Consider the following 20,468-nt stretch of genomic DNA (forward strand, 5'->3'; position numbering starts at 1 on the left):
AGCTGCCGTTCTTGACGGGCGATTGACTGTCGCTCACAGGAAACTGGCCGCCTGACCACCAGGTTTTGCCCACTCCCTTTCCGAACTTTCGGCAGTCGTCCCTGGTGCCGGGCTCAAATGCCGCGCCGCAATCAGCATCCTCCGAGGTCTGCAATCTCACGGCCGGTGATATCGACAGCGACCGGTTGCTTATCCATGTCGTGCAGGGCAAAGGGCGGAAGGATCGCAAGGTGATGTTGTCACCAAGATTGCTCGACCTGTTGCGGGATTCCTGGCTGGATTCGCGTCCAGAGGGCTGGCTGTTTTCCGGCAAACCCAAGGTCAACCCAATCTAGCCGCGCAAAAACATTGTTTATCCGGCTTTGCCAGCCCGGCTTTGTCGCCTTGAGCGTCGCGACCACGTCCCAATCCAGCCGATGTGGAAATAAATGATATTCAAACCGATTTTCTCGCGGTGGATATCTTAGCCCACGCGCAGAACTTACGTGAAAACAGCGCGCTATCGGGATCCAAACTATACAATATAACAGATCCAACAGGAGATGTGCTGAATTCAGCCAGCCCCGGCGCAAGGGATATCGAGAATGGCCACTCGCATCGGACGATGAAAAAAACTCATCCTGTTGTGAATTTTCATTTCTGGCTGCAGGCGCCAGTTTGCCGCTAGCTGCCATCCATTAAAATCTGTCGTTCCCGCATTGGGCGGTGCATCCGGCATCGCTGGGGTCAGGGACGTGGAGCATCGTGGAGGAAGTAAGTCAATGAATATTCTACATGTCATGGCGGTTGCAGGCAGTGCAGCCCTGATATCGGTTGCGGCTCAGGCGCAAAGTCTTGTCTGGGACATGCCGAACGAATACCCGGCGACCTCGCTGCAGGGCGAGACAGACACGTTCTTTTCAACACGGCTGGCGGAATTGAGCGATGGCGACATCGCGATTACCCACCATTTCGGCGGTGCGCTCGGTTTTCGCTCGCGCGACCAACTGGACGCCGTGGGCGACGGTGCGGTACCGATCGCCAATACCTTCATCCCTCCGCTTGGTGGTCTGGACCCGCTGTTCCTGCTGATGTCGCTGCCGTTCCTGACCTCCAATCCGGTCGAGGCCAAGCGACTGTTCGACATAGCCGCGCCGTATTACGATGAGCTGCTCGCGAACTACAACCAGCGTCTGCTGTATTCATCGCCGTGGGCGTCGAGCGGATTGTGGAGCCGCGAGGAGATCGACAGCATTGAGGCGCTACGAGGCCTCAAGATGCGCAGCTATGACGCGAATTCCACCAAGGTGTTCCTCAACAATGGTGCCTCACCGGTGCAACTGAGCTGGGCCGATATCGTGCCGCAGCTCAGTGCTGGAGGAATCGATGGTGTGCTGACCTCGATCGAGTCGGGACTGAGCGCGAGCTTCAATGAATATACGCCATATTTCAACGCTCTGAATTACGACAGCACCATCAATATGGTGACCATCAACCTAGATGTCTGGAACGGCATGACCGATGAGCAGCGCGCGCTGGTTCAGCAGGCGGCTGACGAGACCGAGGCGCATGCTTGGTCCAGTATCGATGCCGAGGTGGCCAAGGCCTATGCCCAGGGACAGGAATCCGGGATGACGATTATCGAAACCCCCGATCCAGCCTATCGCGCCGCACTGGCCGAAGGAGCCCAGCCGGTGATCGACGCTTGGCTGGAGGCGGCAGGCGATGTCGGAACGCAGATCCTGAAGGAATACCAGGGAACAACTGAACAGGCTGAGGCGGATTGATGGCTGCGATCGATATGCTCCAAGATCAGCGGGACAGCGGCACAGCCGTCCCCACCGCCAAACCCGCAGCCATGACGCGCCTGACCCCGATCCGGTATTTCCGTGCCTTCGCCGGTGGTCTCTCGACCGTCGGTGGTATCCTTGCGGCCTTGATCATGGCCTTCATGACCGGCCATATCCTCTATGAAATCATCCTACGCAGCTTCTTCAGCAGCTCGACCTATGTACTGGATGAATTTGTCGGCTATGGCGTGGCCGCGATGACTTTTCTGGCTCTGGGCGATGCGGTCTCAAAACGTGCGCTGATTCAGGTGACGTTCCTGATCGACTGGGTTCGGTTGCCGGCGGCAAAATTGATACTGCGGCTCACATGTATCGTGCTGACATTTGGACTGGTGACATTCCTATCGCTGCAGTTCTGGAAAACCATATCGCGAAACTTTACCCGTGGCGCGACCAGCGAAACGATGGCCCAAGTGCCGCTGTGGATTCCCGAAAGCCTGTTGTTGGTCGGGCTGGTGATCTTTGCGGTGCAGCTTCTGGCCGATGCGCTGGGATTGTTTGAAAAACCTGAAAACCGGTTCTGACCCGACCGATATGAAAGCGAGGCAGACATGGAAGTTCTACCCAGCATGGGCATTTTTCTTGCGTTGATCGCGCTTTTTCTGACTATGGGGGTCTGGGTCTTTGCCGGCCTCTTCATGGTCGCCATCGGCGGAATGTATTTCGTCGTCGATATGCCGCTGACCCAGATTGGCACGATTGCTCGCTCGATCACTTGGCGCAGCGCCAGCGCGTGGGAATTGTCGGCGATCCCGCTATTCATCTGGATGGGCGAGATCATTTTTCGCACCGACATGTCAGACCGGCTGTTCCGCGGGCTGTCTCCCCTTGTGCAATGGCTGCCCGGACGGTTGCTGCACACCAACGTGATGGGTTGCACCCTGTTTGCGGCGGTCAGCGGATCGACCTCGGCCACCACTGCGACGGTGGGGCGGATCACCACCGGGGCGTTGGCTGAACGCAAATACGACAACTCTCTGTCGATCGGATCCTTGGCCGGGGCTGGCAGCCTCGGTCTGCTGATCCCGCCCTCGATCGTCATGATTATCTATGGTGTCATGGCAGAAGTGTCGATTTCCAAGCTGTTCATCGCGGGGGTCCTGCCTGGCCTGATGATCTCATTCCTGTATTCCTCCTACATCATGATCCGGTGCAAACTGAATCCGGCACTGGCTCCCGATACAGGCAGCAAGGTGCAGGTGGGCGATATTCTGCGCGGGATCTGGGATCTAATGCCCGTGGTGATCCTTATCGTGATCGTTCTGGGCAGCATCTATACCGGCATCGCGACTCCGTCCGAAGCCGCCGCCGTCGGAGTGCTGGCGACAGTGTTGCTGGTTCTAGTGATGGGCAAGCTGACGGTTGAGGTCATGGTGGATGCGGCGATGAGCGCAGTGCGTACCTCGGCCATGGTCTGCACCATTTTGGTCGCTGCGGCAGTTCTGTCCACCGCGATTGGATATGCCCACATCCCGCAGGAACTGGTCGCGATAATTCAGAAGATGGCGCTGCATCCTTATGCGCTGCTGCTGCTTCTTGCGGTATTCTACATGCTGCTGGGCTGTTTCCTCGACGGCATTTCGATCATCGTGATGACCCTTCCGATCACCCTGCCGCTGATCGTGCAGGCCGGGTTCGATCCGATCTGGTATGGCGTCTTTCTGGTGCTGATGGTCGAATTGGCGACGATGACACCGCCTGTCGGTTTCAACCTGTTCATCATCCAGGCGCTGACCCGGCAGCCGATCGGCAGGGTGGCCCGTGCGGCATTGCCATTCTTTCTGCTGATGGTTCTGGGCGTGGTACTGATCAGTGTGTTTCCGGCCATCGTTCTCTGGCTGACCGCTTTTGTGTGACGAAAGGGTGACGGATGACACACCAAACCACCCCCCAATTCCGACTGGATCACGTGATGGTCCGCGTCAAGAACCTCGACAGCGCACTCGGCTTTTACCGGGATATTTTGGGTATGAAGGTGATCCGCCAAGCCGAATATGCTGGCGGACGGTTCACCAACACCTTTCTAGCGTTCGATGGGCAGGAGGAACAGACCGCGCTGGAACTGACGTGGAACTGGGATCGGGACAGCCCCTACGAGTCTGGCAACGCCTGGGGACATCTAGCGCTGGTCGTGCCCGACTTGATTGAGGCCATGAATTATCTCGCGACCAAGAATGTGCGCATAAGGACACCCCCCCCGCAAGATGGCGCACGGAAGCCGGATGATCGGCTTCGTCTTAGACCCGGATGACCACCTGATCGAATTGGTAGAACCACTGGACCAATCTTGAGCAAAATTTGTAAAGAATGCGTCCTCGTTTCCATGCGAACTGTGGAACTGTGCGCATATTTTTCATGCGTATAAATGAGTAAAACTCATCCTCCCATGAGAACGGATCGGTTCCTCTATGAGAGGCCGGGGGCTACTTTAGGCTCAGAATTCAGACGCATGAATGCACCTATCAAGGATACTGGACATGAACAAACCCTTGCGCAAATCCCCCATTGCCATCCGCGATTTCGATAGTAGCACGCTCGAGGCTGACAAGGTCATTGCCTTGCCTGCGGAAGTCTTTTCCACCGATGAGTTTTTCGACTTCGAGATGAATGCCGTATGGGGCCATGAATGGTTCTGTGTCGGTCGTGCCAACGACATTCCTAAAAAGGGCGATTTCTATACCATTCAGGTCGGCAAAGATCCGTTGATCGTGATCCGCAACCGCGACGGTGACGTCAGCGTCATGGCCAATGTCTGCCAGCACCGAGGCATGATCGTGGCCGAAAAACAGGGCAATGTCCGCCGCCTGCGCTGCCCGCTGCACGCGTGGACCTATGATCTCAACGGCCATCTGATCGCTGCCCCGGGCCTCAGCGACGATCCCGACTCGACTGTCGATCTGTCGGATATTTGCTTGCCCAAGATCCGCACCGAGATCTGGGAAGGGTTCATCATGATCACGATGGACGAAAGCCTGCCGCCGGTCAGCGAGCGTCTGGGCAAATTGTCGCGGCAATTGGCCAACTACAACATGGCTGAACTGCGGGCACCTGATCGGATGGAGTTTGAGGAGTTCAACTGGAACTGGAAGATCTTCAACGACGAATGCTATCATTGCATGTATCTGCACTCCAATTCATGGGGCGATATGTATGAACTCAACCGGGGCACCACTCTGGATGAGGCAGTCGAATTCAACGACACCGAGCGCGGCATCACCTCCTACAATCTGTGCAGCCCGCACAAGGACGCGGCGCCAACCTATACCAAGTCGGTTCTGCAACCGGCGATCGAGGGTCTGACCGATCAGGAACGCACCCAGCTCAGCTATGTGACGGTGGCACCGAACCTGCTGATTGTGGCAATGCCCGACAAAGTGAAGTATTTCATGTGGTTGCCAGTCACAGCACAGAAATCGCTCTATGGTGTTGGCTGGATGTATCCCGAAAGCACCCTGGCCCGCGAGGATTTCCGCGAGAACTATGACCGCGAAGTCAAAGATCTGGCACCCGTCATGGAAGAGGATCTGTACGCTTGGAGCAGCTGCCAGACCGGTTACAATTCCAACTTCGCCAACCGCGGTCCGCTGGCCCCGGAAGAGGAGGTGATCAAGCGGTTGCAGACTTGGCTGGTGAACAAGTATCGGGCCGAAGATGCGCGCGCGCGTGACGCCGTTGCGGCGGAGTAATGGAACAGCATCAGGACATCATGGTGCGGGTCTGCGCCCGCGATGCGCTGGCCGACGGGATTGTCGGTCTGACGCTTGCTCCGATCAATGGCGGGCAATTACCCGAATGGACACCGGGGGCGCATCTTGATCTGAAGCTGCCGCTGAAGGCCGATGATGGCGAAGAGATGATCCGGCAGTATTCGTTGTGCGGCGATCCGGCGGACCGCAGTTGTTATCGGATCGGTATCCTGCGGGAATCTGCCGGGCGGGGCGGGTCGGCCTATGTGCATGACCGGCTCACCTGCGGTGATATCGTCCGGATCAATCCGCCGCGTAACCATTTTCCGTTCGAGCCGACAGCACGAACTTTGTTCATCGCTGGCGGCATTGGGATCACACCGATCCTGCCAATGGTGCGACAGGCGGCCGCAGAGGGCCGCGATTGGCAGTTGGTGGTGGCGATGCGTGACCGCTCGCGTCTGGCTTTCGATGAGGATTTCGCGGGGCTCGATCCGGCGCGGGTGGCGCTGCATTTCGACGCCGAAAAGGGGCTGCTAGATCTCGACACGCTGCTAAAGCCTCTGGGGGCGGAAACCACCGTCTATTCCTGCGGCCCGACCGGGTTGCTGGATGCACTGACCGAGCGTAGCGCTGATGCGCTCTGGCAGTTACGGATAGAACGCTTTGCCGTCTCCGAACCGGTGGATACGGCGGGCAAGGGGTTCGACGTAATCTGCGCATCAAGCGGCGAGCGGCTACATGTGGGCGAGGGTCAAACCATCCTCGAGGTGGTCCGAGCTGCCGGTTACAAGATTGAAAGCTCGTGCAAAGACGGCATCTGCGGCACCTGCGAAACCCGCGTGCTGCGCGGGCTTCCGGATCATCGAGATAGCGTTTTGACCGACGAGGAGCGCGCCGAAAACGACTATATGATGATCTGTGTCTCACGGGCGCAGGACAGCGAAATCGAATTAGATATCTGAAGGAACACTGCATGACCAGGAAACGTGTTGTCGTCACCGGCGGCTCCGGCCGGGTGGGTCGCTATGTCATCGCTGCTCTGGCGGTCGATCATGAGGTGATCAATGCCGACCTCGCGCCGCCCCGTAGCGGTCAAGACCAAGGCGCGACGTTCATCGAAACGGACGTGATGGATCTGGCGTCGGTGCGCGCCGCGCTGGAAGGGGCGGATGCGGTGGTGCATCTGGCCGGTTTGGATTACGACTGGGGCTGCGAGCCCGAACGTTATATCGACGTCAACGCCCGGGGCAGCTGGCATGTCTTGCAGGCGGCCGAGGAACAGGGCCTGAAAAAGGTCGTGCTGTGCTCGTCAATCTCGATCTGCGGGTTGCAGGAAATGCGCCCGGACTGGGCACCGCAATCGCTGCCGATCGACGAGACCCATGAAAACCGCCCCGTCTATCCATATGGCGTCAGCAAGCAACTGGCCGAGGTGATGGGAGAGAGTTTTGCGCGCAAGGGCCATTTGGATGTGATCTGCATCCGCCCGCTGGCGGTGATCCTACCGGAAACGCTAGACCAGTACATCAAATTTGTCGATGCCCCGGACCGGCACTGGCTATTCTATTACATCACCGCCGAGGATCTGGCCCGCGCCTTCAAGGCGGCGGTCGAGGTCACCGGCATTACCTTCGACAGCTTTTACATCGGGGCGGACGACACCTCGCATCCCGAACCGACGCTGGAATGGTACCAGCGCATCGTCGGGCCGCTGCCTGCCAATGTGGATAGCGAACGATTCCGCACCAATCCACGTGCCGCGGTGTTCGGCAACGACCGAGCCAAGGCCCGGCTCGGTTGGGCGCCGACATCGGACTTTGACGCTATGCGCGCCACCCATGAATCCAGCCGGATTCTGGAAATTGCGCAACAATAGAAACTGGAAACGAAAGGACAGATCATGGATTACGTGCGCAAGGGCAAGGTTGACTGGACCGGGGATAATCCTCCGCTCTACCTCAAGACCGATCCCGACGGTGACTGGAGCACGCTCGCAGTGTTTTTCCGCATCAATGGCTCGGATTACGGGCGCGGCAACATGACTCTGGTGGTGCAGGACCCCTATGCCGACAAGGCTGGCAATTCAGTGCGGCTCTGCGTGACCGATAACAAGCCGCTGGCGCGCTATCTGCTGGATGATTTCATTCGAAAGTTCGCTCTGTTCCGCCCGGCGGGCAAGGCGCTGGATACGCTTGAAATCATCGGCGGCGCGGAATTCTCGACCGAAGCGGATTATCCCAAACATGTGACCGAGATAGCCAGCTTCGATGGCCGAAGCGTCGCCTTGCGCTGGAGCGATCTGGGGGAGATGTTCGCTGTCGCGCAACCGCCGCAGGACAGTCAGACCGGCGCGCACGAGATGTTCAGCGTGTTCCAGCCTGCCGGATCGGCCTCGGTGACGGTGGACGGAAAACAGCTGCCCGGACAGACTGTTGAGCGCGATTTTTTCGACCGTCGCACCCAATCCGCCGCCCTTGCCCATAGCGAAAGCTGGATCCGGGCATGAACCCGGCGATAAAGGAGCCATGACGTGACCACCACCCCCGCCGATACTACTGCATTCGCCAAAATCAATGCCGTCCGGCCGCAATTGTCGGGCATTGTCCGACTGCGCGACCTGCCTGGAACGGAGGGCCGTTTGTTGCTGCATGCGGGACCACCCTTTGCGGCGGCGGGGGAGATTCCAGTGCCGGTCATGAACGCACTGGCTATAGTCGCGCTGCGCGAAGGCTGGGCCACAGATGGTGCCGAGGCAACACAGATGATCCGGTCGGGAGCAATTCGCCTTGGTCCGGCGCAAGATTACGGTGTGCTGGTTCCGCTGGCCGGAGCGGTCGGCCCCTCAACGGCGCTTCTGGTAGTGTCGGATGCGAACGACTCGACGCAGCAGCGATTCAGCCCGATCAACGAGGGCATGACGCTCTGCACCCGTCTGGGCATCCTTCACCCGGACCTGCCGGATCACCTGCGCTGGCTGGATGGTCCAGTTGCGGATTGGATCGGCGAGGCGCTGGAACAGCCGATCGATTTATACCCGGTGTTGCGGGAGGCCTTGGCCCAAGGCGACGATTGCCATTCGCGCACCGTAGCCGGGTCTGCCGCGCTGATCGCGTTGCTGGCTGAACGTGATGGTCCGCATGATCCCGACGGTGAAGTTCGTGCTTTCCTGAAGGCATCACCCGCCTTTGCTCTGAATGTCTGGATGGCTATGTGCGGATTGATGGCCGCCGCCGCCGAAGGCTGCGAAGGCAGCATGCTTGTGACCCGCGCCGGCGGCAACGGTCACAGTTTCGGCTATCAGGTTGCATCCCAGCCCGGGCACTGGATTATCGTGCCAGCACCAGCGATTAACGGTCGCATTGAACCGGCGCATGAGGGGCGCCATGCAGCTCCGGCGCTGGGGGATAGCGCACTGGTCGATTTCATGGGCTTGGGTGGTCAGGCTCTGGATGCGGCCCCGCAGGTCGCCCAGGCGATGAAAGAGTTGCTGCCGGTCGATGCCGCTGATCGTCCAGGTGCCATTTTGCAGGGCTGGATCGAAGGTTTCGGGCGGCCGGGCGTCACCAATGCCGCCCGCGCAGCAGCGGCCGGTGTCGGTCCCATGGTCCTGCTGGGCATGATCGATGCTTCCGGCGAGGCCGGACGGATCGGTGGTGGTTGCGCCGCTGTGGACGGATCGGTAATGGCTGAAAGCCTGATACCGGCATGAGCGCCCGGATACCAGCGGGGCTGATCGAGACCTTGACCCTGCTGCAGGAGGGTATCACCGATGCGCATGCCTGTCTCGATGCCTGCCATGATCGGATCGCCGCGCGCGAACCGCAGGTCGGCGCATGGCAATGGCTGTGCCCGCGCGACGCTTGCCATCGCTGGCTTGACGACAATGCCGACTGGCTGACCGGAACACCGCTGCGCGGGCTGCCCGTCGCGATCAAGGATATTATTGACACCGCCGACATGCCCACGACCATGGGCTCCGGCCTATACGCGAACCGGCAACCGGTCGATGACGCAGCCTGTGTGGCGGCGCTGCGGGCGGCAGGCGCGCTGATCATGGGCAAGACGGTGACTACCGAATTCGCCTATTTCTCGCCGGGTAAGACTGCCAACCCCCGTGATTTGCGCTGCACGCCGGGAGGATCATCCAGCGGGTCGGCTGCCGCAGTGGCGGACGGCATGGTGCCGGTTGCACTGGGGTCGCAGACTGCGGCTTCCGTAATTCGTCCGGCTGCCTATTGCGGCATCATGGGCTATGTCGCGACCCGCGGGCTGATGTCGTTGCGCGGTGTGCAGCCATTGGCTCAATCGCACGATTCGCTGGGTGTCCTGGGACGAAATTTCGAAGATATCCGGCTGATAGCGGACATTTTGGCAGGCCCCGGCACCTTGCAGAGTACCGCCGAACCGCTGAGGGGATTGCATATTATGCGGATACAAGGCGCGGCGATCGGCGCAGTCTCAGCCGATATGGAGGCGGCGATCGACGATGTGGCCGCACAACTGCGCGAGGCCGGTGCAACAGTAACGCATCTGGCGGACGAAGGGCGCATCAAACGTCTTGTCGATTTGCATGGCGCGGTCATGGCGTTCGAGGCTGCCCGCAATCTTGCCGCAGAAGGCACCCGGCCTGACGCGCTCAGCCCGCAATTCGCTGGATTGCTTGAAACCGGTCGTGCGATCACGCTTGCCGATTACGCCGCCGCGCAGGCGGAAATCGCGCAGTTGGGCCAATGGCTGGACGTCGCTCGCACAGGCAGCGCCGCCATTCTGGCCCCGGCAGCTCCCGGAAGCGCGCCGGAAGGGCATGCGGCAACAGGTGCGCCGCACATGAGCCGCCCATGGCAGGCGCTCGGGCTGCCGGTGGTCAGTTGGCCGGCGGGCACGGATGCGCAGGGCCGACCATTGGGAGCACAGTTGATTGGCCAGCGCTGGCACGACGGGAACCTGCTCGGCATGGGGCGAGAGATCACTTTACTGAACCTGTGACTATCACTATGCTAACTTCAACAGGAAACTGCGGTCCGGTGCTTATCGATGTGACATATATCCCTCATCTGAACGGATTGCGCACGTTTTCGGTCGCCGCTCGGCATTTGAACTTCACGACTGCGGCGGCGGAATTGAATGTATCGCCATCAGCGGTCAGTCATCAGATCCGTCAGTTGGAGGAGTACCTGGCCACCCGCCTATTCGACCGGACGGCGCGACAATTGTCCCTGACGGCTGAAGGAGATTTCCTGTATCGTCGCCTAGATGATCCGTTTCAGAAGATCGGGCTGGCGATCGAACAGATGCGGACTCCTCTCAGCACCAAGAGTGTCAGTCTGTTGTGTCGCCCGTTCTTTTCCAGCTTGTGGCTGGCACCGCGGTTGCGCAGCTTGTGGACGACCTTACCCGGGATCGACCTGAATCTGATTCACAAGACAACCTTTACTCTGGCCGATGCGGAAACTGTGGATCTCGCTATCCTCTGGGGCCAGGGAGGTTGGCCGGATATGAAATGCGAACGGCTGGTCAAGGGCACGTTAACCCCAATCATGGGCCGACGACTGGCGCGGGCAGCGGGCATTCCGGAGACACCGAATGATTTGTCCCGTTATACCCTGCTGCACGAGGAGAACCGGACACATTGGTCTACTTGGCTGGAGAAGGCGGGCGTGCCCAATCTTAAAACGACCGGCTCCGTTCTGGTGGACGATACCAACGTCCGGTTGCAACAGGTCTTGAACGGTCAAGGCATCATGCTCAGCGATCCCGCGCTGCTGTCAGAACTGGTGGGTTGCGGCGAACTGATCCGGCCTTTCGATCTGACCCTCGGCGAATATTCCTACTATCTCGCGTGGCCGTCACGGCGTCCACCGGAAGCGCGGGTCCATCGCGTGATCGATTGGCTGCTTACCGAGAGCCAGACCAATGCCAGTAACTGACGCGTTGGACCTGGAACGGGTGCTACGGTTTGACCGGACGGTAGGCTCTTGCATCCCGACAAGGAGATCAGCGAATGACGATTAAGAACGTATTGGTTGCCTATACCGGCCATGATTCCAGCATGTCCGCGCTGCGACACGCGATCAAGATCGCCGACCACCACGACGGATGGCTGACCGCAGTGTTGGGATACGGGCAGCCGCCGATGGAACGGCGCATGGCGACCCATCTGCCCCGCGACATGCTGGTTTCCCTGCGTGAGTTCGACCGTAAGCAGATCGAGGAGGCGCGCACCGTGTTCGAGGCGGCAGTCGTCGAACACGGGCGGTCGGACAAGGCGTCTTTTGTCGATCTGGATGTCGAGCACGGCGCACCTCTAGCGGATTTCGCGCGCACCTTCGATCTGGTCGTGATGGGGATGCACCGGCCCGGATCGGCCGATACCCATATGGCCGCCAACCCCGACCTGATGGCGCTGCACAGTGGTCGTCCGGTGCTGGTAGTTCCCCGAAATTTCGACGCGCCTGGACTGGCAGAAAACATGCTGCTGGCCTGGGACGGCAAACGCGCCGCCGCGCGCGCCGTTGGCGATGCGATGCCCCTGCTGCGCGAGCGTGGGCGCGTGACGGTTCTGACCATCGGCAGCAAACCGGCGCCGGGAACCGATCAGTTGATCGCGAACCTGCGCCATCACGATGTGGATGCGCGGCATGTGCATCAGCCGAAAACACGCTCGGTGGGGCGCATGATATTGGAGACCGCCGATTCCGAAGGAGCCAAGGCCATCGTCATGGGAGCATTCGAACACAGCAAGTTCTCGCAGGATCTGTGGGGCGGCGTGACGACCGACGTGATGCGCGATGCGCATGTTCCGTTGTTCATGTCTCATTGAGGTTGTGCCTGGAATCTGGTGGAAACTTTCCTGCGGCGTTCTCCATGCGAGATTAAGGACAATCTGACCAAAGCGGAGCAAGCCGCGGCCGTCGAACTCAGCAAACGGGAACGTAGCCATATATGGAGTGTCCGTCGTCATATAAAATGGGACATCAGAGCGGCTTGAACATTGGAGGCTCTGGTTCGGTTGTGTGATTGATTATGCTGCTTGTTTTTGATGTTGCAAGCGGCGCTGTCGGATCGTCAGTTTCTTGATCTTCTCCCTTTCTCTCAGAATGGCCTTGTCCCGGCCAAAGTAGACGTCGGCGGGTGTGACATTGTTCAGGCTCTCATGGTAGCGCTGGTTGTTGTAGTAGTGGACGAAGGCCCCGATCTGGCGCTCGAGATCACCGGGCAGGTAGTAGTTCTCCAGCAGAACACGGTTTTTCATGGTTTGGTGCCAGCGTTCGATCTTGCCTTGGGTTTGCGGGTGGAATGGCGCCCCACGCACGTGGTCCATCTTCCTGTCTCCCAGCCACTTGGCCAGATCTCCAGAGATATAGCAGGACCCATTGTCACTCAGCAGGCGCGGTTTGTGTCGGACCACAGCCTGCCCGCAGCCTGATGCAGTCAGAGCCAACTCGATCGTGTCGGTCACATCTTCGGCGCGCATGTTTGTGCAGAGCTTCCAGGCGATGATGTAGCGGCTGTAATCGTCGAGGATGGTGCTGAGATAATACCAGCCCCAGCCAATGATCTTGAAGTAGGTGAAGTCGGTCTGCCACATCTGGTTAATGGCGGTGGTCTTGTCCGTGAACTCATCGGCGGCCTTGATCACCACATAGTCTGGTGCTGTGATCAGATCAGCTGCTTTCAAGATACGATAAGCTGATGATTCAGAGATAAAATACCGCTTCTCGTCAGTATATTTGACCGCCAGTTCCCGTGTGGTCAGCGCCTCATGCTCCAGCGCGAACTCAATGAGATCGTCACGGCGGGCATCAGGGATGCGGTTCCAGACCGACTTCGGCCGAGACGCGCGATCCGCCAACGCATCAAACCCGCCTTCGACATAGAGATCATACCATCGATAAAAGGGGTCGCTTCCGGTATGGGGCAGAATGACACCCTAAGGATTTTCGCGATATCGCTTCATGATGTCGAGGACGGTGTTTTTGCTGATACCGAGGTCTCGTGCGATCCATCGGTATGATCGTCCCTCGGCAACGGCCTGGATGACATCTGGTGCGAGTTTGTCGGATTTTGGCCGTTGCCCTGGCTGTCGGCCGAGCTTTTTCCCACGCGCACGTGCAGCAGCGAGCCCGGATTTGACGCGCTCGCTGAGCAGATCGCGTTCGAACTGGGCGATTCCGGCCAGCATGGTGGCCATCATCCGGCCATGCGGGGTGTCCAATTCGAATGTCATGCCGCTCATGGCGACGACAGAGACTTTCCAACCCGCCAGTTGATTGAGCGTATCCAGCAGATCCTGCGTGGATCGGCCCCATCGGGAAAGCTCTGAGACGAGAACGGCATTGAACTTGCGGGCCTGTGCCAGGTTCATGACCTGATTGCGGGCGATGCGATTGGCGGATGCCCCACGTGCGGTTTCCTTGAAGACGCCGACGATGTCATAGCCGCCGCGTTCGGCGAAGGCGGTCAGTTCATTGACTTGACGGTCGCAGGACTGGTCCGCAGTGGATACGCGGGCATAGATGACAGCGGTCTGTCCCAATTGAACTCCCTCGGATTTCGCCCTTGCAAGCCGTTGATTTTACTGATGCGGAAACTGTCCTGAACAGACTTATGACTAACAAGGACAGCACAGCATGCCAAGACGCCATATCCTGACTGATCGCCAACGGGCAGCTCTGTTCGATATGCCGACCGACGAGGCGGCGATGCTACGCCATTACACCCTGGCCGATGATGATCTCGAACATATTCGGGAACGGCGCAGGCCCGAGAACCGGATCGGGTTCGCGCTCCAACTCTGCGCCTTGCGCTATCCAGGGCGCCTTCTCACACAAGGCGAGACCATTCCGGAAGCCACCCTACGATTCATCGGGGCGCAACTGGGCATCACAGGAAATGCACTGCTTACCTATGCCGCCCGCCGCCAAACGCGGCAGCAACATCTCGAAGCGCTTCGTGCCATTTACGGCTACAAGATGTTTTCGGGTCGTGGCGCCCGTGATCTGAAAGCCTGGCTCGACGGGGAGGCGGAGGCCGCACGATCCAACGAAGATCTTGCGCGACGCTTCGTAGAGAAATGCCGCCGCACTCAGATCATCCTCCCGGGGGTCTCGGTCATCGAGAGGCTCTGTGCTGATGCGCTTGTCGCCGCCGAGCGTCGGGTTGAGACGCGCATTTCCAGTCGCCTGGACAATACGATGAGGGATTGCCTCGACGCCTTGCTGACTGAAGATGTCGATGGCCGGATCAGCCGGTTCATCTGGCTGCGGCAGTTCGAACTGGGCAAGAACTCGGCCGATATGAGCCGTCTGCTGGACCGGCTGGAATTCCTGCAAGGCATGGGTCTGGAGTCGGCTGTTCTCGACGGCGAACCACCCCATCGAATCATCCGCCTTCGCCGACAGGGCGAGCGTTATTTCACAGACGGGCTGCGCGATATTTCCAGTGACCGGCGGTTGGCTATCTTGGCGGTTTGTGCCGTGGAATGGCGCGCCGCCATTGCCGACGCTGTGGTCGAGACACATGACCGGATCGTGGGCAAGACCTGGCGGGATGCGAAACGGCTGTGCGATCATCGGATCGCTGACGCCAAGGCGGCATTGCATGACACGTTGCGCGCATTTTCCGGCCTGGGCTCCGCCCTGCTCGAAGCGCGAGGCGATGGTGCACCTCGATGTGCCGTGGAAACGACCTGTGGCTGGCATCACCTCGAGGGTCTGGTGGCCACGGCCACAGACCTGACCGGCACGATGGCGGCGGATCCCCTGGCGCACGTCACGCAAGGCTACCACCGGTTCCGGCGTTATGCCCCGCGCATGCTACGCGCGCTCAACATTCAGGCAGCCCCGGTGGCCGCACCCCTGATCGCTGCCACGCAGCTGATCATCCATGGCGAACACGGGCCAGACAGGCCAACAAGCTTCCTGCCCCGCAGTTCCAAATGGCACCGCCCTCTCCTTGCTCAGCCCCTTGGTGATCATCGGCTTTGGGAGGTGGCGGTCTTGTTTCATCTTCGCGATGCCTTCCGATCCGGCGACATCTGGCTGACACAATCCCGGCGCTATGCCGATCTGACCCAGACCCTAGTCCCGATGGCTGCGGCGCGGGCGACATCCCGGCTCGTCATGCCGTTTGAACCGGCCGAATGGATTGCAGGCCGAAAAGCACGCATGGCCGACGGGCTGGACCGTCTTGCACGGGCCGCCCGGCGCGGGGCCATTCCGGGCGGGTCGATCGAAAACGGTGTGCTGACCGTCGAGCGACTGACGGCAGCCGTTCCGGCAGAAGCTGATGAGCTGGTTCTGGACCTCTATCAGCGCCTGCCCGAGGTTCGGATCACCGATTTGCTGCTGGAGGTGGAAAAGGCGACCGGGTTTACCGATGCCTTCACCCATATCCGTACCGGAGCGCCCTGCAGGGACAAAATAGGTCTGCTGAGCGTGTTGCTGGCCGAGGGCCTCAATCTCGGCCTCAGCAAGATGGCGGAAGCCACCAACACCCATGATTACTTCCAGCTCTCGCGGCTGTCTCGCTGGCATGTCGAAAGCGAGGCGATGAACCGGGCACTGGCCATGGTCATCGAAAGCCAATCCGCCTTGCCCATGGCCCGGTTCTGGGGGGCAGGCCTCACCGCCTCCGGCGACGGGCAGTTCTTCCCGACCACGCGCCAGGGCGAAGCCATGAACCTGATCAACGCCAAATATGGCCACGAGCCGGGATTGAAAGCCTACACCCATATCTCCGACCAATTCGGACCTTTCGCCACACAGACCATTCCGGCCACGGTCAGTGAGGCCCCCTATATCCTCGATGGCCTGCTGATGAACGAGACCGGCCGCAAGATCCGCGAGCAATACGCCGATACCGGCGGGTTCACAGATCATGTCTTCGCCGTCACCGCTCTTCTGGGCTTTCAGTTCATTCCCCGCATCCGGGACCTGCCTTCAAAGCGGCTCCATGTCTTCGACCCTGCTAATGCCCCGAAAGAGCTGAAGGGGCTGATTGGCGGCAAGATCCGGGAAGGCACCATCACGATCAACTGGCCGGATATCCTGCGCAGCGCGGCCACTATGGTCGCCGGTGTCATGCCGCCGAGCCACCTGTTGCGAAAGTTTGCGGCATATCCACGCCAGCACGAGCTGGCCATCGCTCTGCGCGAAATCGGACGAGTCGAGCGCACGCTCTTCATCATCGACTGGCTGCTTGATGCCGACATGCAACGCCGCGCGCAGATCGGACTCAACAAGGGCGAGGCCCATCACGCCCTCAAGAACGCCCTGCGTATCGGCCGACAGGGAGAAATTCGCGACCACACCACCGAAGGCCAGCACTACCGCATGGCAGGCCTCAACCTTCTTGCCGCCATCATCATCTACTGGAATACAAAGCATCTCGGACAGGCCGCGGCGCAGAGAAAACACGCGGGCCTCGATTGCCCGCCAGAGCTGCTCAGCCACATCTCGCCCCTCGGATGGGCCCATATCCTCATCACAGGAGAATACAGGTGGCCAAAAAGGTGACGTCAGGACCTTAGGGTGTCATTCTGCCCCATACCGGAAGCGACCCCTTCATGCGAGCCGCAGCGAAATCGACGATTGTCATGGCCGGCCCGGGACATAGCGAGAATTCACCTCAGTGGCACCAGTGACCGCTATTCTGTACTTCGCGGTTGTTGTGGAACTTTCGCGGTCTCCTGATGCCATCAGGAGGCCGCGAACAGTAGTTGTCGAATGATCCTCTGCGTTCCCGCAGATCAGCGTTGATAGATGATCGGGAACCAGTCCTCTCTCAACATTTGTCCGGGTTGCATGTTGTGGCCAGGAAAGGGAGGCGAGGTCGGGCCGGGACGCTCCACAAAGCGGGCGTCATCACCAACCAGTCTCAATGAGAACGCGCGGCGGCGCACATCTGTCGTATTTCCGCGCGCACCATGCAGGGTGTCGTAGTTGAAAGCGACGGCGTCACCGGGCTCCATCTCCCATTCCCTGACATCCATGCCCTCGACATCCGGATCGGGTACCGGCATATAGGTGTCCTCGTCGGGATAGAAGTTGGTTTCGGCGAGCCAACGGGTCGGTAGAACGGGTTTTTCCCAGGCGTGGCTGCCGGCAACGCACCGAAGGCTTGCCCCTTTAACCACATCCATCGGCGACCAGAAGCTGACATTCTGCTTTCCGCCAACGAAGTAATAGGGGCCGTCCTGATGCCATGGCGTCGGTTTTGATGTTCCAGGCTCTTTCACCAGCACATGATCGTGAAACACCTGCACCTTATTTGACTGCATCAGATCCGCCGCCACCTCGGCTGCTGGCGAATTGCGAATGGCATCTTCGAACTCGGGGATACGGGTCCAGTTGCAGTAATCGTCAAAAAAGCGCCCACCTTCGCCCTCCTTGAGATTTTCGGCAGCATAGGGGCCTGGCTCTGCCATGTTGCGCTCGATTCCTTTGCGGATTTTCTCAACATGGTCCTTGAAAAGCCCTTTGATCAGGACGACTCCATCGCGCTGAAAGGTGTCAATGTCGTCTTGGGTCAAAAGTGTGTGCATCACGTTTCTCCTCTGTCTCAGTGTAATGTAAATCCCCTCATAATTAATTCCCAATAATGTCTAGTCATAGTATGTATAGTTTCATGCTATACATTACCCTACGCCAGTACGAATACATCGTGACCGTTGCCGAAACATGCAGCCTGACCGACGCAGCTGCCCGTTTGCATGTCTCGCAACCCTCATTATCGGTTGCGATTACCCGCGTGGAAGAGCGGATCGGACGAAAGATCTTCGACCGGCGCAAAGGTGCCGGCATTATGATGACGCCGTTCGGGCACCGGTTCGTGGAAAAAGCGCATGCACTTCTTGGCATGGCGAGCGATATCGAGTTGGGGCGCGACACAACGCGCCCCTTTGTGTTGGGTTGTTTCGAGGACATCGCGCCTTGGTATCTTGCGCCAGTGATGGAAAAGCTGAAATCACGCTTCCCTGCAATCACCTTCCAAGGCCTTGAGGGACGTTTTTCTGGCCTTGCATCCGATGTCGCTGAGGGGCGCGTGGACGTGGCGATAACCTATGACATTGGATTTGAAGGGAGATTTAGGCGCAAGAAACTGCGAGAGGTTGCCCCGGTCGCATTTCTCTCGTGCGATCACCCCTTGGCGAAACAACGCTCTGTCGATCTAGCACAGTTGGTCGATCATCCGATTATCCTCTTCGCCGAAGATTTGTCGGAAGGGTATTTGCGAAACCTGTTCAATGAGCTTCGCGTGTTGCCCCAGGTAGCCCATCGGGCGACGTCTTTGGAGATGATGCGCTCCCTGGCCGCGCATGGAAGCGGCGTCGGTATCAGCTACTCGCGCCCACCAGGCAATATCAGCTATGACGGGAAACCATTGGTGACAATTCCTGTTTCGACGCCCAATGCAACGGCCGGCATCATTCTACTCTGGTCGGCTTTGCGCGAAGAGGACTCGCAGTTCAGGGAAATCCTGGAGACAGTTGCACAACATTTGTGATGTCCGTTTTGGGCAGAGCTCGCCTTCGCGGACGGTCAGCGAGAGGCCCTTCAAAACCTCGAGTTGTCCGAAACGCTTTTGCAAGCCGTACACGACCGGGGTTGGAGCAATAGTTTCGGCGCTCATCTCGATCTTCTCTGCCTTCCTCTCGAAATCACTCCTCTGCCCGCGCCGGTTCGGCGGTATCGGCCAATTGCCGCAGGACGTTATGCGGGATGGCGGGGACGGTGTTACCGTCGCGTCCGACCATTGTTTCAGCGGCCACCATGCTGTTTATGATCGCCTCTTCAACCCCTTGAACCACCGCTTCGAAAAGCTGGTCGAGATGCGGGTCCGGGATGAATGCCGCACGTTGCGCGCTGGCTTCCTTCGCCGCCAGTGCTGTTTCGTTTGCGGTGGAGAAGGCGAGAAAAAGATCGCCTGAAGAGTGGTTTCCGATTGTACCAAGCCGCCCCATCCCCAAGGTCGCGCGACGCGACAGGCGTTTCAGCTGATGCGGCATCAGCGGCGCGTCAGTGGCAATCACCACGATGATCGAACTCAGATCTGTCGGCGGTGTGTGCGTCACGATCGCGGGTTCCGGCAGCCCGGCACCGATGTTTATGCCGCAGATAGTCAGATGCTCGCGCGTGCCGAAATTCGCCTGGACGAAAACACCAACCATGTAGCTTTCGTCGCCATAGCGGACCACCCGCGAGGCGCTCCCGGACCCAGCCTTGAATCCAAAACACTTCATGCCCGTCCCACCGCCGACGCTGCCTTCTTCGATAGCCCCGGAAGAAGCCGTTTCGATGGCTTCGAACACATGATCTTCGGTGACATGAAACCCGTTGATGTCATTGAGAAACCCGTCATAGGTTTCCGCCGAAACGGGCAAACCGAAGGCATCAGTCAGAGAGCCCGGATGCGCACGGCTCGCCCATTTCAGCGTGGCGTCGCGGGTGACGCCGCAGGAATGTGTGTTCGTGATGGTGACCGGAAAGGTCAGTTGGCCAACTTCGTCGAGGTAGTGCGCGCCAGACATTTCGCCGTTGCCGTTGAAATTGTGGTAGCCGGCGAAAACCGGGATAGAGAGGTTTTTGGGGCGTCTCGGTAGAATCGCAGTTACTCCGGTTCGAACGGGACCGTCACCAACGCGCAGCGCACCATCACCCTCGACGATCGTGGAGTACCCAACTGATACGCCGTCAACATCCGTGATGTTGTTGCTTGGACCTGGTTTTCCCTCGAAGTTCAAGCCCAGTGCGCGGGCCCTCGGTTTTCCCGAGCGAGTTATGTGTGTACTTGCCATAGATCGCCGCTCCTCCCCAGAACCTGTGGTTACGCTTGTAACGCCATAGAGTTCTAGTTACAAGAATAACATGGTTAGACATAACATACCCCGTTATTGCACAGGCGTTTGCGGCGGGTCACGGTTCGGACGGCCTTGGCCACCGGGAACTCC

General features: G+C 59.1%; 18 protein-coding genes and 2 pseudogenes. 15 read left to right on the forward strand and 5 right to left on the reverse strand.

Annotation, left to right across the window (positions count from 1 at the left end):
• Positions 1-76: 76 nt before the first annotated feature.
• A pseudogene (locus ACN0WV_RS17435) lies at positions 77-335 on the forward strand (tyrosine-type recombinase/integrase); the annotation flags it as partial.
• On the opposite strand, the gene ACN0WV_RS17440 reads toward ACN0WV_RS17435, so the two are convergent.
• Complete coding sequence (locus ACN0WV_RS17440; protein WP_417607476.1) at positions 240-674, reverse strand: BrnA antitoxin family protein; 435 nt, start codon at positions 672-674, stop codon at positions 240-242. The pseudogene ACN0WV_RS17435 and the gene ACN0WV_RS17440 sit on opposite strands and share 96 nt — an antisense overlap.
• Before the next feature lie 87 nt (positions 675-761).
• Here ACN0WV_RS17440 and ACN0WV_RS17445 point away from each other — a divergent pair, with 87 nt between their 5' ends.
• From ACN0WV_RS17445 to ACN0WV_RS17500, 12 genes are all read left to right on the forward strand, one after another.
• Entirely contained in the window at positions 762-1,766 is a 1,005-nt protein-coding gene (locus ACN0WV_RS17445) for a TRAP transporter substrate-binding protein (protein WP_417607478.1), read from the forward strand.
• Positions 1,766-2,353: a TRAP transporter small permease gene (locus ACN0WV_RS17450; protein WP_417607480.1), complete on the forward strand. Its 588-nt coding sequence runs from the start codon at positions 1,766-1,768 to the stop codon at positions 2,351-2,353. The genes ACN0WV_RS17445 and ACN0WV_RS17450 overlap by 1 nt, the downstream gene beginning before the upstream one ends.
• 45 nt (positions 2,354-2,398) lie before the next feature.
• Positions 2,399-3,685: a TRAP transporter large permease gene (locus tag ACN0WV_RS17455; protein WP_417607482.1), complete on the forward strand. Its 1,287-nt coding sequence runs from the start codon at positions 2,399-2,401 to the stop codon at positions 3,683-3,685.
• Positions 3,686-3,699: 14 nt separating this feature from the next.
• A complete protein-coding gene (locus ACN0WV_RS17460) occupies positions 3,700-4,080 on the forward strand; it encodes a VOC family protein (RefSeq protein ID WP_417607484.1) in 381 nt (126 codons plus the stop codon).
• Positions 4,081-4,306: 226 nt separating this feature from the next.
• A complete protein-coding gene (locus tag ACN0WV_RS17465) occupies positions 4,307-5,515 on the forward strand; it encodes an aromatic ring-hydroxylating oxygenase subunit alpha (RefSeq protein ID WP_417607486.1) in 1,209 nt (402 codons plus the stop codon).
• Positions 5,515-6,480, forward strand: a complete 966-nt coding sequence (locus tag ACN0WV_RS17470; protein ID WP_417607488.1) for a PDR/VanB family oxidoreductase — start codon at positions 5,515-5,517, stop codon at positions 6,478-6,480. Before ACN0WV_RS17465 ends, ACN0WV_RS17470 begins: the two co-directional genes overlap by 1 nt.
• Positions 6,481-6,491: 11 nt before the next feature.
• On the forward strand, positions 6,492-7,394 hold the full coding sequence (locus ACN0WV_RS17475; RefSeq protein WP_417607490.1) for an NAD-dependent epimerase/dehydratase family protein: 903 nt from the start codon (positions 6,492-6,494) through the stop codon (positions 7,392-7,394).
• A 24-nt stretch (positions 7,395-7,418) separates the two neighbouring features.
• Positions 7,419-8,024: a hypothetical protein gene (locus tag ACN0WV_RS17480; RefSeq protein WP_417607492.1), complete on the forward strand. Its 606-nt coding sequence runs from the start codon at positions 7,419-7,421 to the stop codon at positions 8,022-8,024.
• Positions 8,025-8,048: 24 nt separating this feature from the next.
• The gene (locus tag ACN0WV_RS17485) at positions 8,049-9,227 is read left to right on the forward strand and encodes an oxamate carbamoyltransferase subunit AllG family protein (RefSeq protein ID WP_417607494.1); all 1,179 of its coding nucleotides are present in this window, start codon (positions 8,049-8,051) and stop codon (positions 9,225-9,227) included.
• Positions 9,224-10,504 carry an amidase gene (locus ACN0WV_RS17490; RefSeq protein WP_417607496.1) on the forward strand — a complete coding sequence of 427 codons (1,281 nt, stop codon included), beginning with the start codon at positions 9,224-9,226 and terminating at the stop codon, positions 10,502-10,504. The genes ACN0WV_RS17485 and ACN0WV_RS17490 overlap by 4 nt, the downstream gene beginning before the upstream one ends.
• 38 nt (positions 10,505-10,542) lie before the next feature.
• The gene (locus ACN0WV_RS17495; protein ID WP_417607498.1) at positions 10,543-11,445 is read left to right on the forward strand and encodes a LysR substrate-binding domain-containing protein; all 903 of its coding nucleotides are present in this window, start codon (positions 10,543-10,545) and stop codon (positions 11,443-11,445) included.
• A 74-nt stretch (positions 11,446-11,519) separates the two neighbouring features.
• The gene (locus ACN0WV_RS17500; RefSeq protein ID WP_417607500.1) at positions 11,520-12,338 is read left to right on the forward strand and encodes a universal stress protein; all 819 of its coding nucleotides are present in this window, start codon (positions 11,520-11,522) and stop codon (positions 12,336-12,338) included.
• A gap of 201 nt (positions 12,339-12,539) precedes the next feature.
• Here ACN0WV_RS17500 and ACN0WV_RS17505 read toward each other — a convergent pair.
• Together ACN0WV_RS17505 and ACN0WV_RS17510 are read right to left on the reverse strand one after the other, a co-directional pair.
• Positions 12,540-13,415: pseudogene (locus ACN0WV_RS17505) on the reverse strand (transposase); the annotation flags it as partial.
• Between the two features lie 33 nt (positions 13,416-13,448).
• Positions 13,449-14,054: a recombinase family protein gene (locus tag ACN0WV_RS17510; RefSeq protein ID WP_417607502.1), complete on the reverse strand. Its 606-nt coding sequence runs from the start codon at positions 14,052-14,054 to the stop codon at positions 13,449-13,451.
• Positions 14,055-14,148: 94 nt separating this feature from the next.
• Here ACN0WV_RS17510 and ACN0WV_RS17515 point away from each other — a divergent pair, with 94 nt between their 5' ends.
• Positions 14,149-17,034 carry a Tn3 family transposase gene (locus ACN0WV_RS17515; protein ID WP_417607504.1) on the forward strand — a complete coding sequence of 962 codons (2,886 nt, stop codon included), beginning with the start codon at positions 14,149-14,151 and terminating at the stop codon, positions 17,032-17,034.
• Between the two features lie 233 nt (positions 17,035-17,267).
• Here the strand turns inward: ACN0WV_RS17515 and ACN0WV_RS17520 are convergent, their stop codons facing one another.
• On the reverse strand, positions 17,268-18,065 hold the full coding sequence (locus tag ACN0WV_RS17520; RefSeq protein ID WP_071233286.1) for a phytanoyl-CoA dioxygenase family protein: 798 nt from the start codon (positions 18,063-18,065) through the stop codon (positions 17,268-17,270).
• A gap of 80 nt (positions 18,066-18,145) precedes the next feature.
• Between ACN0WV_RS17520 and ACN0WV_RS17525 the strand changes: the two genes are divergently transcribed.
• Positions 18,146-19,024: a LysR family transcriptional regulator gene (locus tag ACN0WV_RS17525; protein WP_040181364.1), complete on the forward strand. Its 879-nt coding sequence runs from the start codon at positions 18,146-18,148 to the stop codon at positions 19,022-19,024.
• Between the two features lie 154 nt (positions 19,025-19,178).
• Here ACN0WV_RS17525 and ACN0WV_RS17530 read toward each other — a convergent pair whose 3' ends face one another.
• The gene (locus tag ACN0WV_RS17530) at positions 19,179-20,315 is read right to left on the reverse strand and encodes a DmpA family aminopeptidase (RefSeq protein WP_040181251.1); all 1,137 of its coding nucleotides are present in this window, start codon (positions 20,313-20,315) and stop codon (positions 19,179-19,181) included.
• Positions 20,316-20,468 lie beyond the last annotated feature (153 nt).

Origin of the sequence: Primorskyibacter flagellatus (assembly GCF_048268605.1) — a bacterium.
Taxonomy (GTDB): domain Bacteria; phylum Pseudomonadota; class Alphaproteobacteria; order Rhodobacterales; family Rhodobacteraceae; genus Primorskyibacter; species Primorskyibacter flagellatus.

Coding starts and splice junctions, on each gene's coding strand:
- ACN0WV_RS17440 (WP_417607476.1), bottom strand. CDS start 674: ATGGCAGCTAGCGGCAAACTGGCGCCTGCAGCCAGAAATGAAAATTCA.
- ACN0WV_RS17445 (WP_417607478.1), top strand. CDS start 762: ATGAATATTCTACATGTCATGGCGGTTGCAGGCAGTGCAGCCCTGATA.
- ACN0WV_RS17450 (WP_417607480.1), top strand. CDS start 1,766: ATGGCTGCGATCGATATGCTCCAAGATCAGCGGGACAGCGGCACAGCC.
- ACN0WV_RS17455 (WP_417607482.1), top strand. CDS start 2,399: ATGGGCATTTTTCTTGCGTTGATCGCGCTTTTTCTGACTATGGGGGTC.
- ACN0WV_RS17460 (WP_417607484.1), top strand. CDS start 3,700: ATGACACACCAAACCACCCCCCAATTCCGACTGGATCACGTGATGGTC.
- ACN0WV_RS17465 (WP_417607486.1), top strand. CDS start 4,307: ATGAACAAACCCTTGCGCAAATCCCCCATTGCCATCCGCGATTTCGAT.
- ACN0WV_RS17470 (WP_417607488.1), top strand. CDS start 5,515: ATGGAACAGCATCAGGACATCATGGTGCGGGTCTGCGCCCGCGATGCG.
- ACN0WV_RS17475 (WP_417607490.1), top strand. CDS start 6,492: ATGACCAGGAAACGTGTTGTCGTCACCGGCGGCTCCGGCCGGGTGGGT.
- ACN0WV_RS17480 (WP_417607492.1), top strand. CDS start 7,419: ATGGATTACGTGCGCAAGGGCAAGGTTGACTGGACCGGGGATAATCCT.
- ACN0WV_RS17490 (WP_417607496.1), top strand. CDS start 9,224: ATGAGCGCCCGGATACCAGCGGGGCTGATCGAGACCTTGACCCTGCTG.
- ACN0WV_RS17500 (WP_417607500.1), top strand. CDS start 11,520: ATGACGATTAAGAACGTATTGGTTGCCTATACCGGCCATGATTCCAGC.
- ACN0WV_RS17515 (WP_417607504.1), top strand. CDS start 14,149: ATGCCAAGACGCCATATCCTGACTGATCGCCAACGGGCAGCTCTGTTC.
- ACN0WV_RS17525 (WP_040181364.1), top strand. CDS start 18,146: ATGCTATACATTACCCTACGCCAGTACGAATACATCGTGACCGTTGCC.
- ACN0WV_RS17530 (WP_040181251.1), bottom strand. CDS start 20,315: ATGGCAAGTACACACATAACTCGCTCGGGAAAACCGAGGGCCCGCGCA.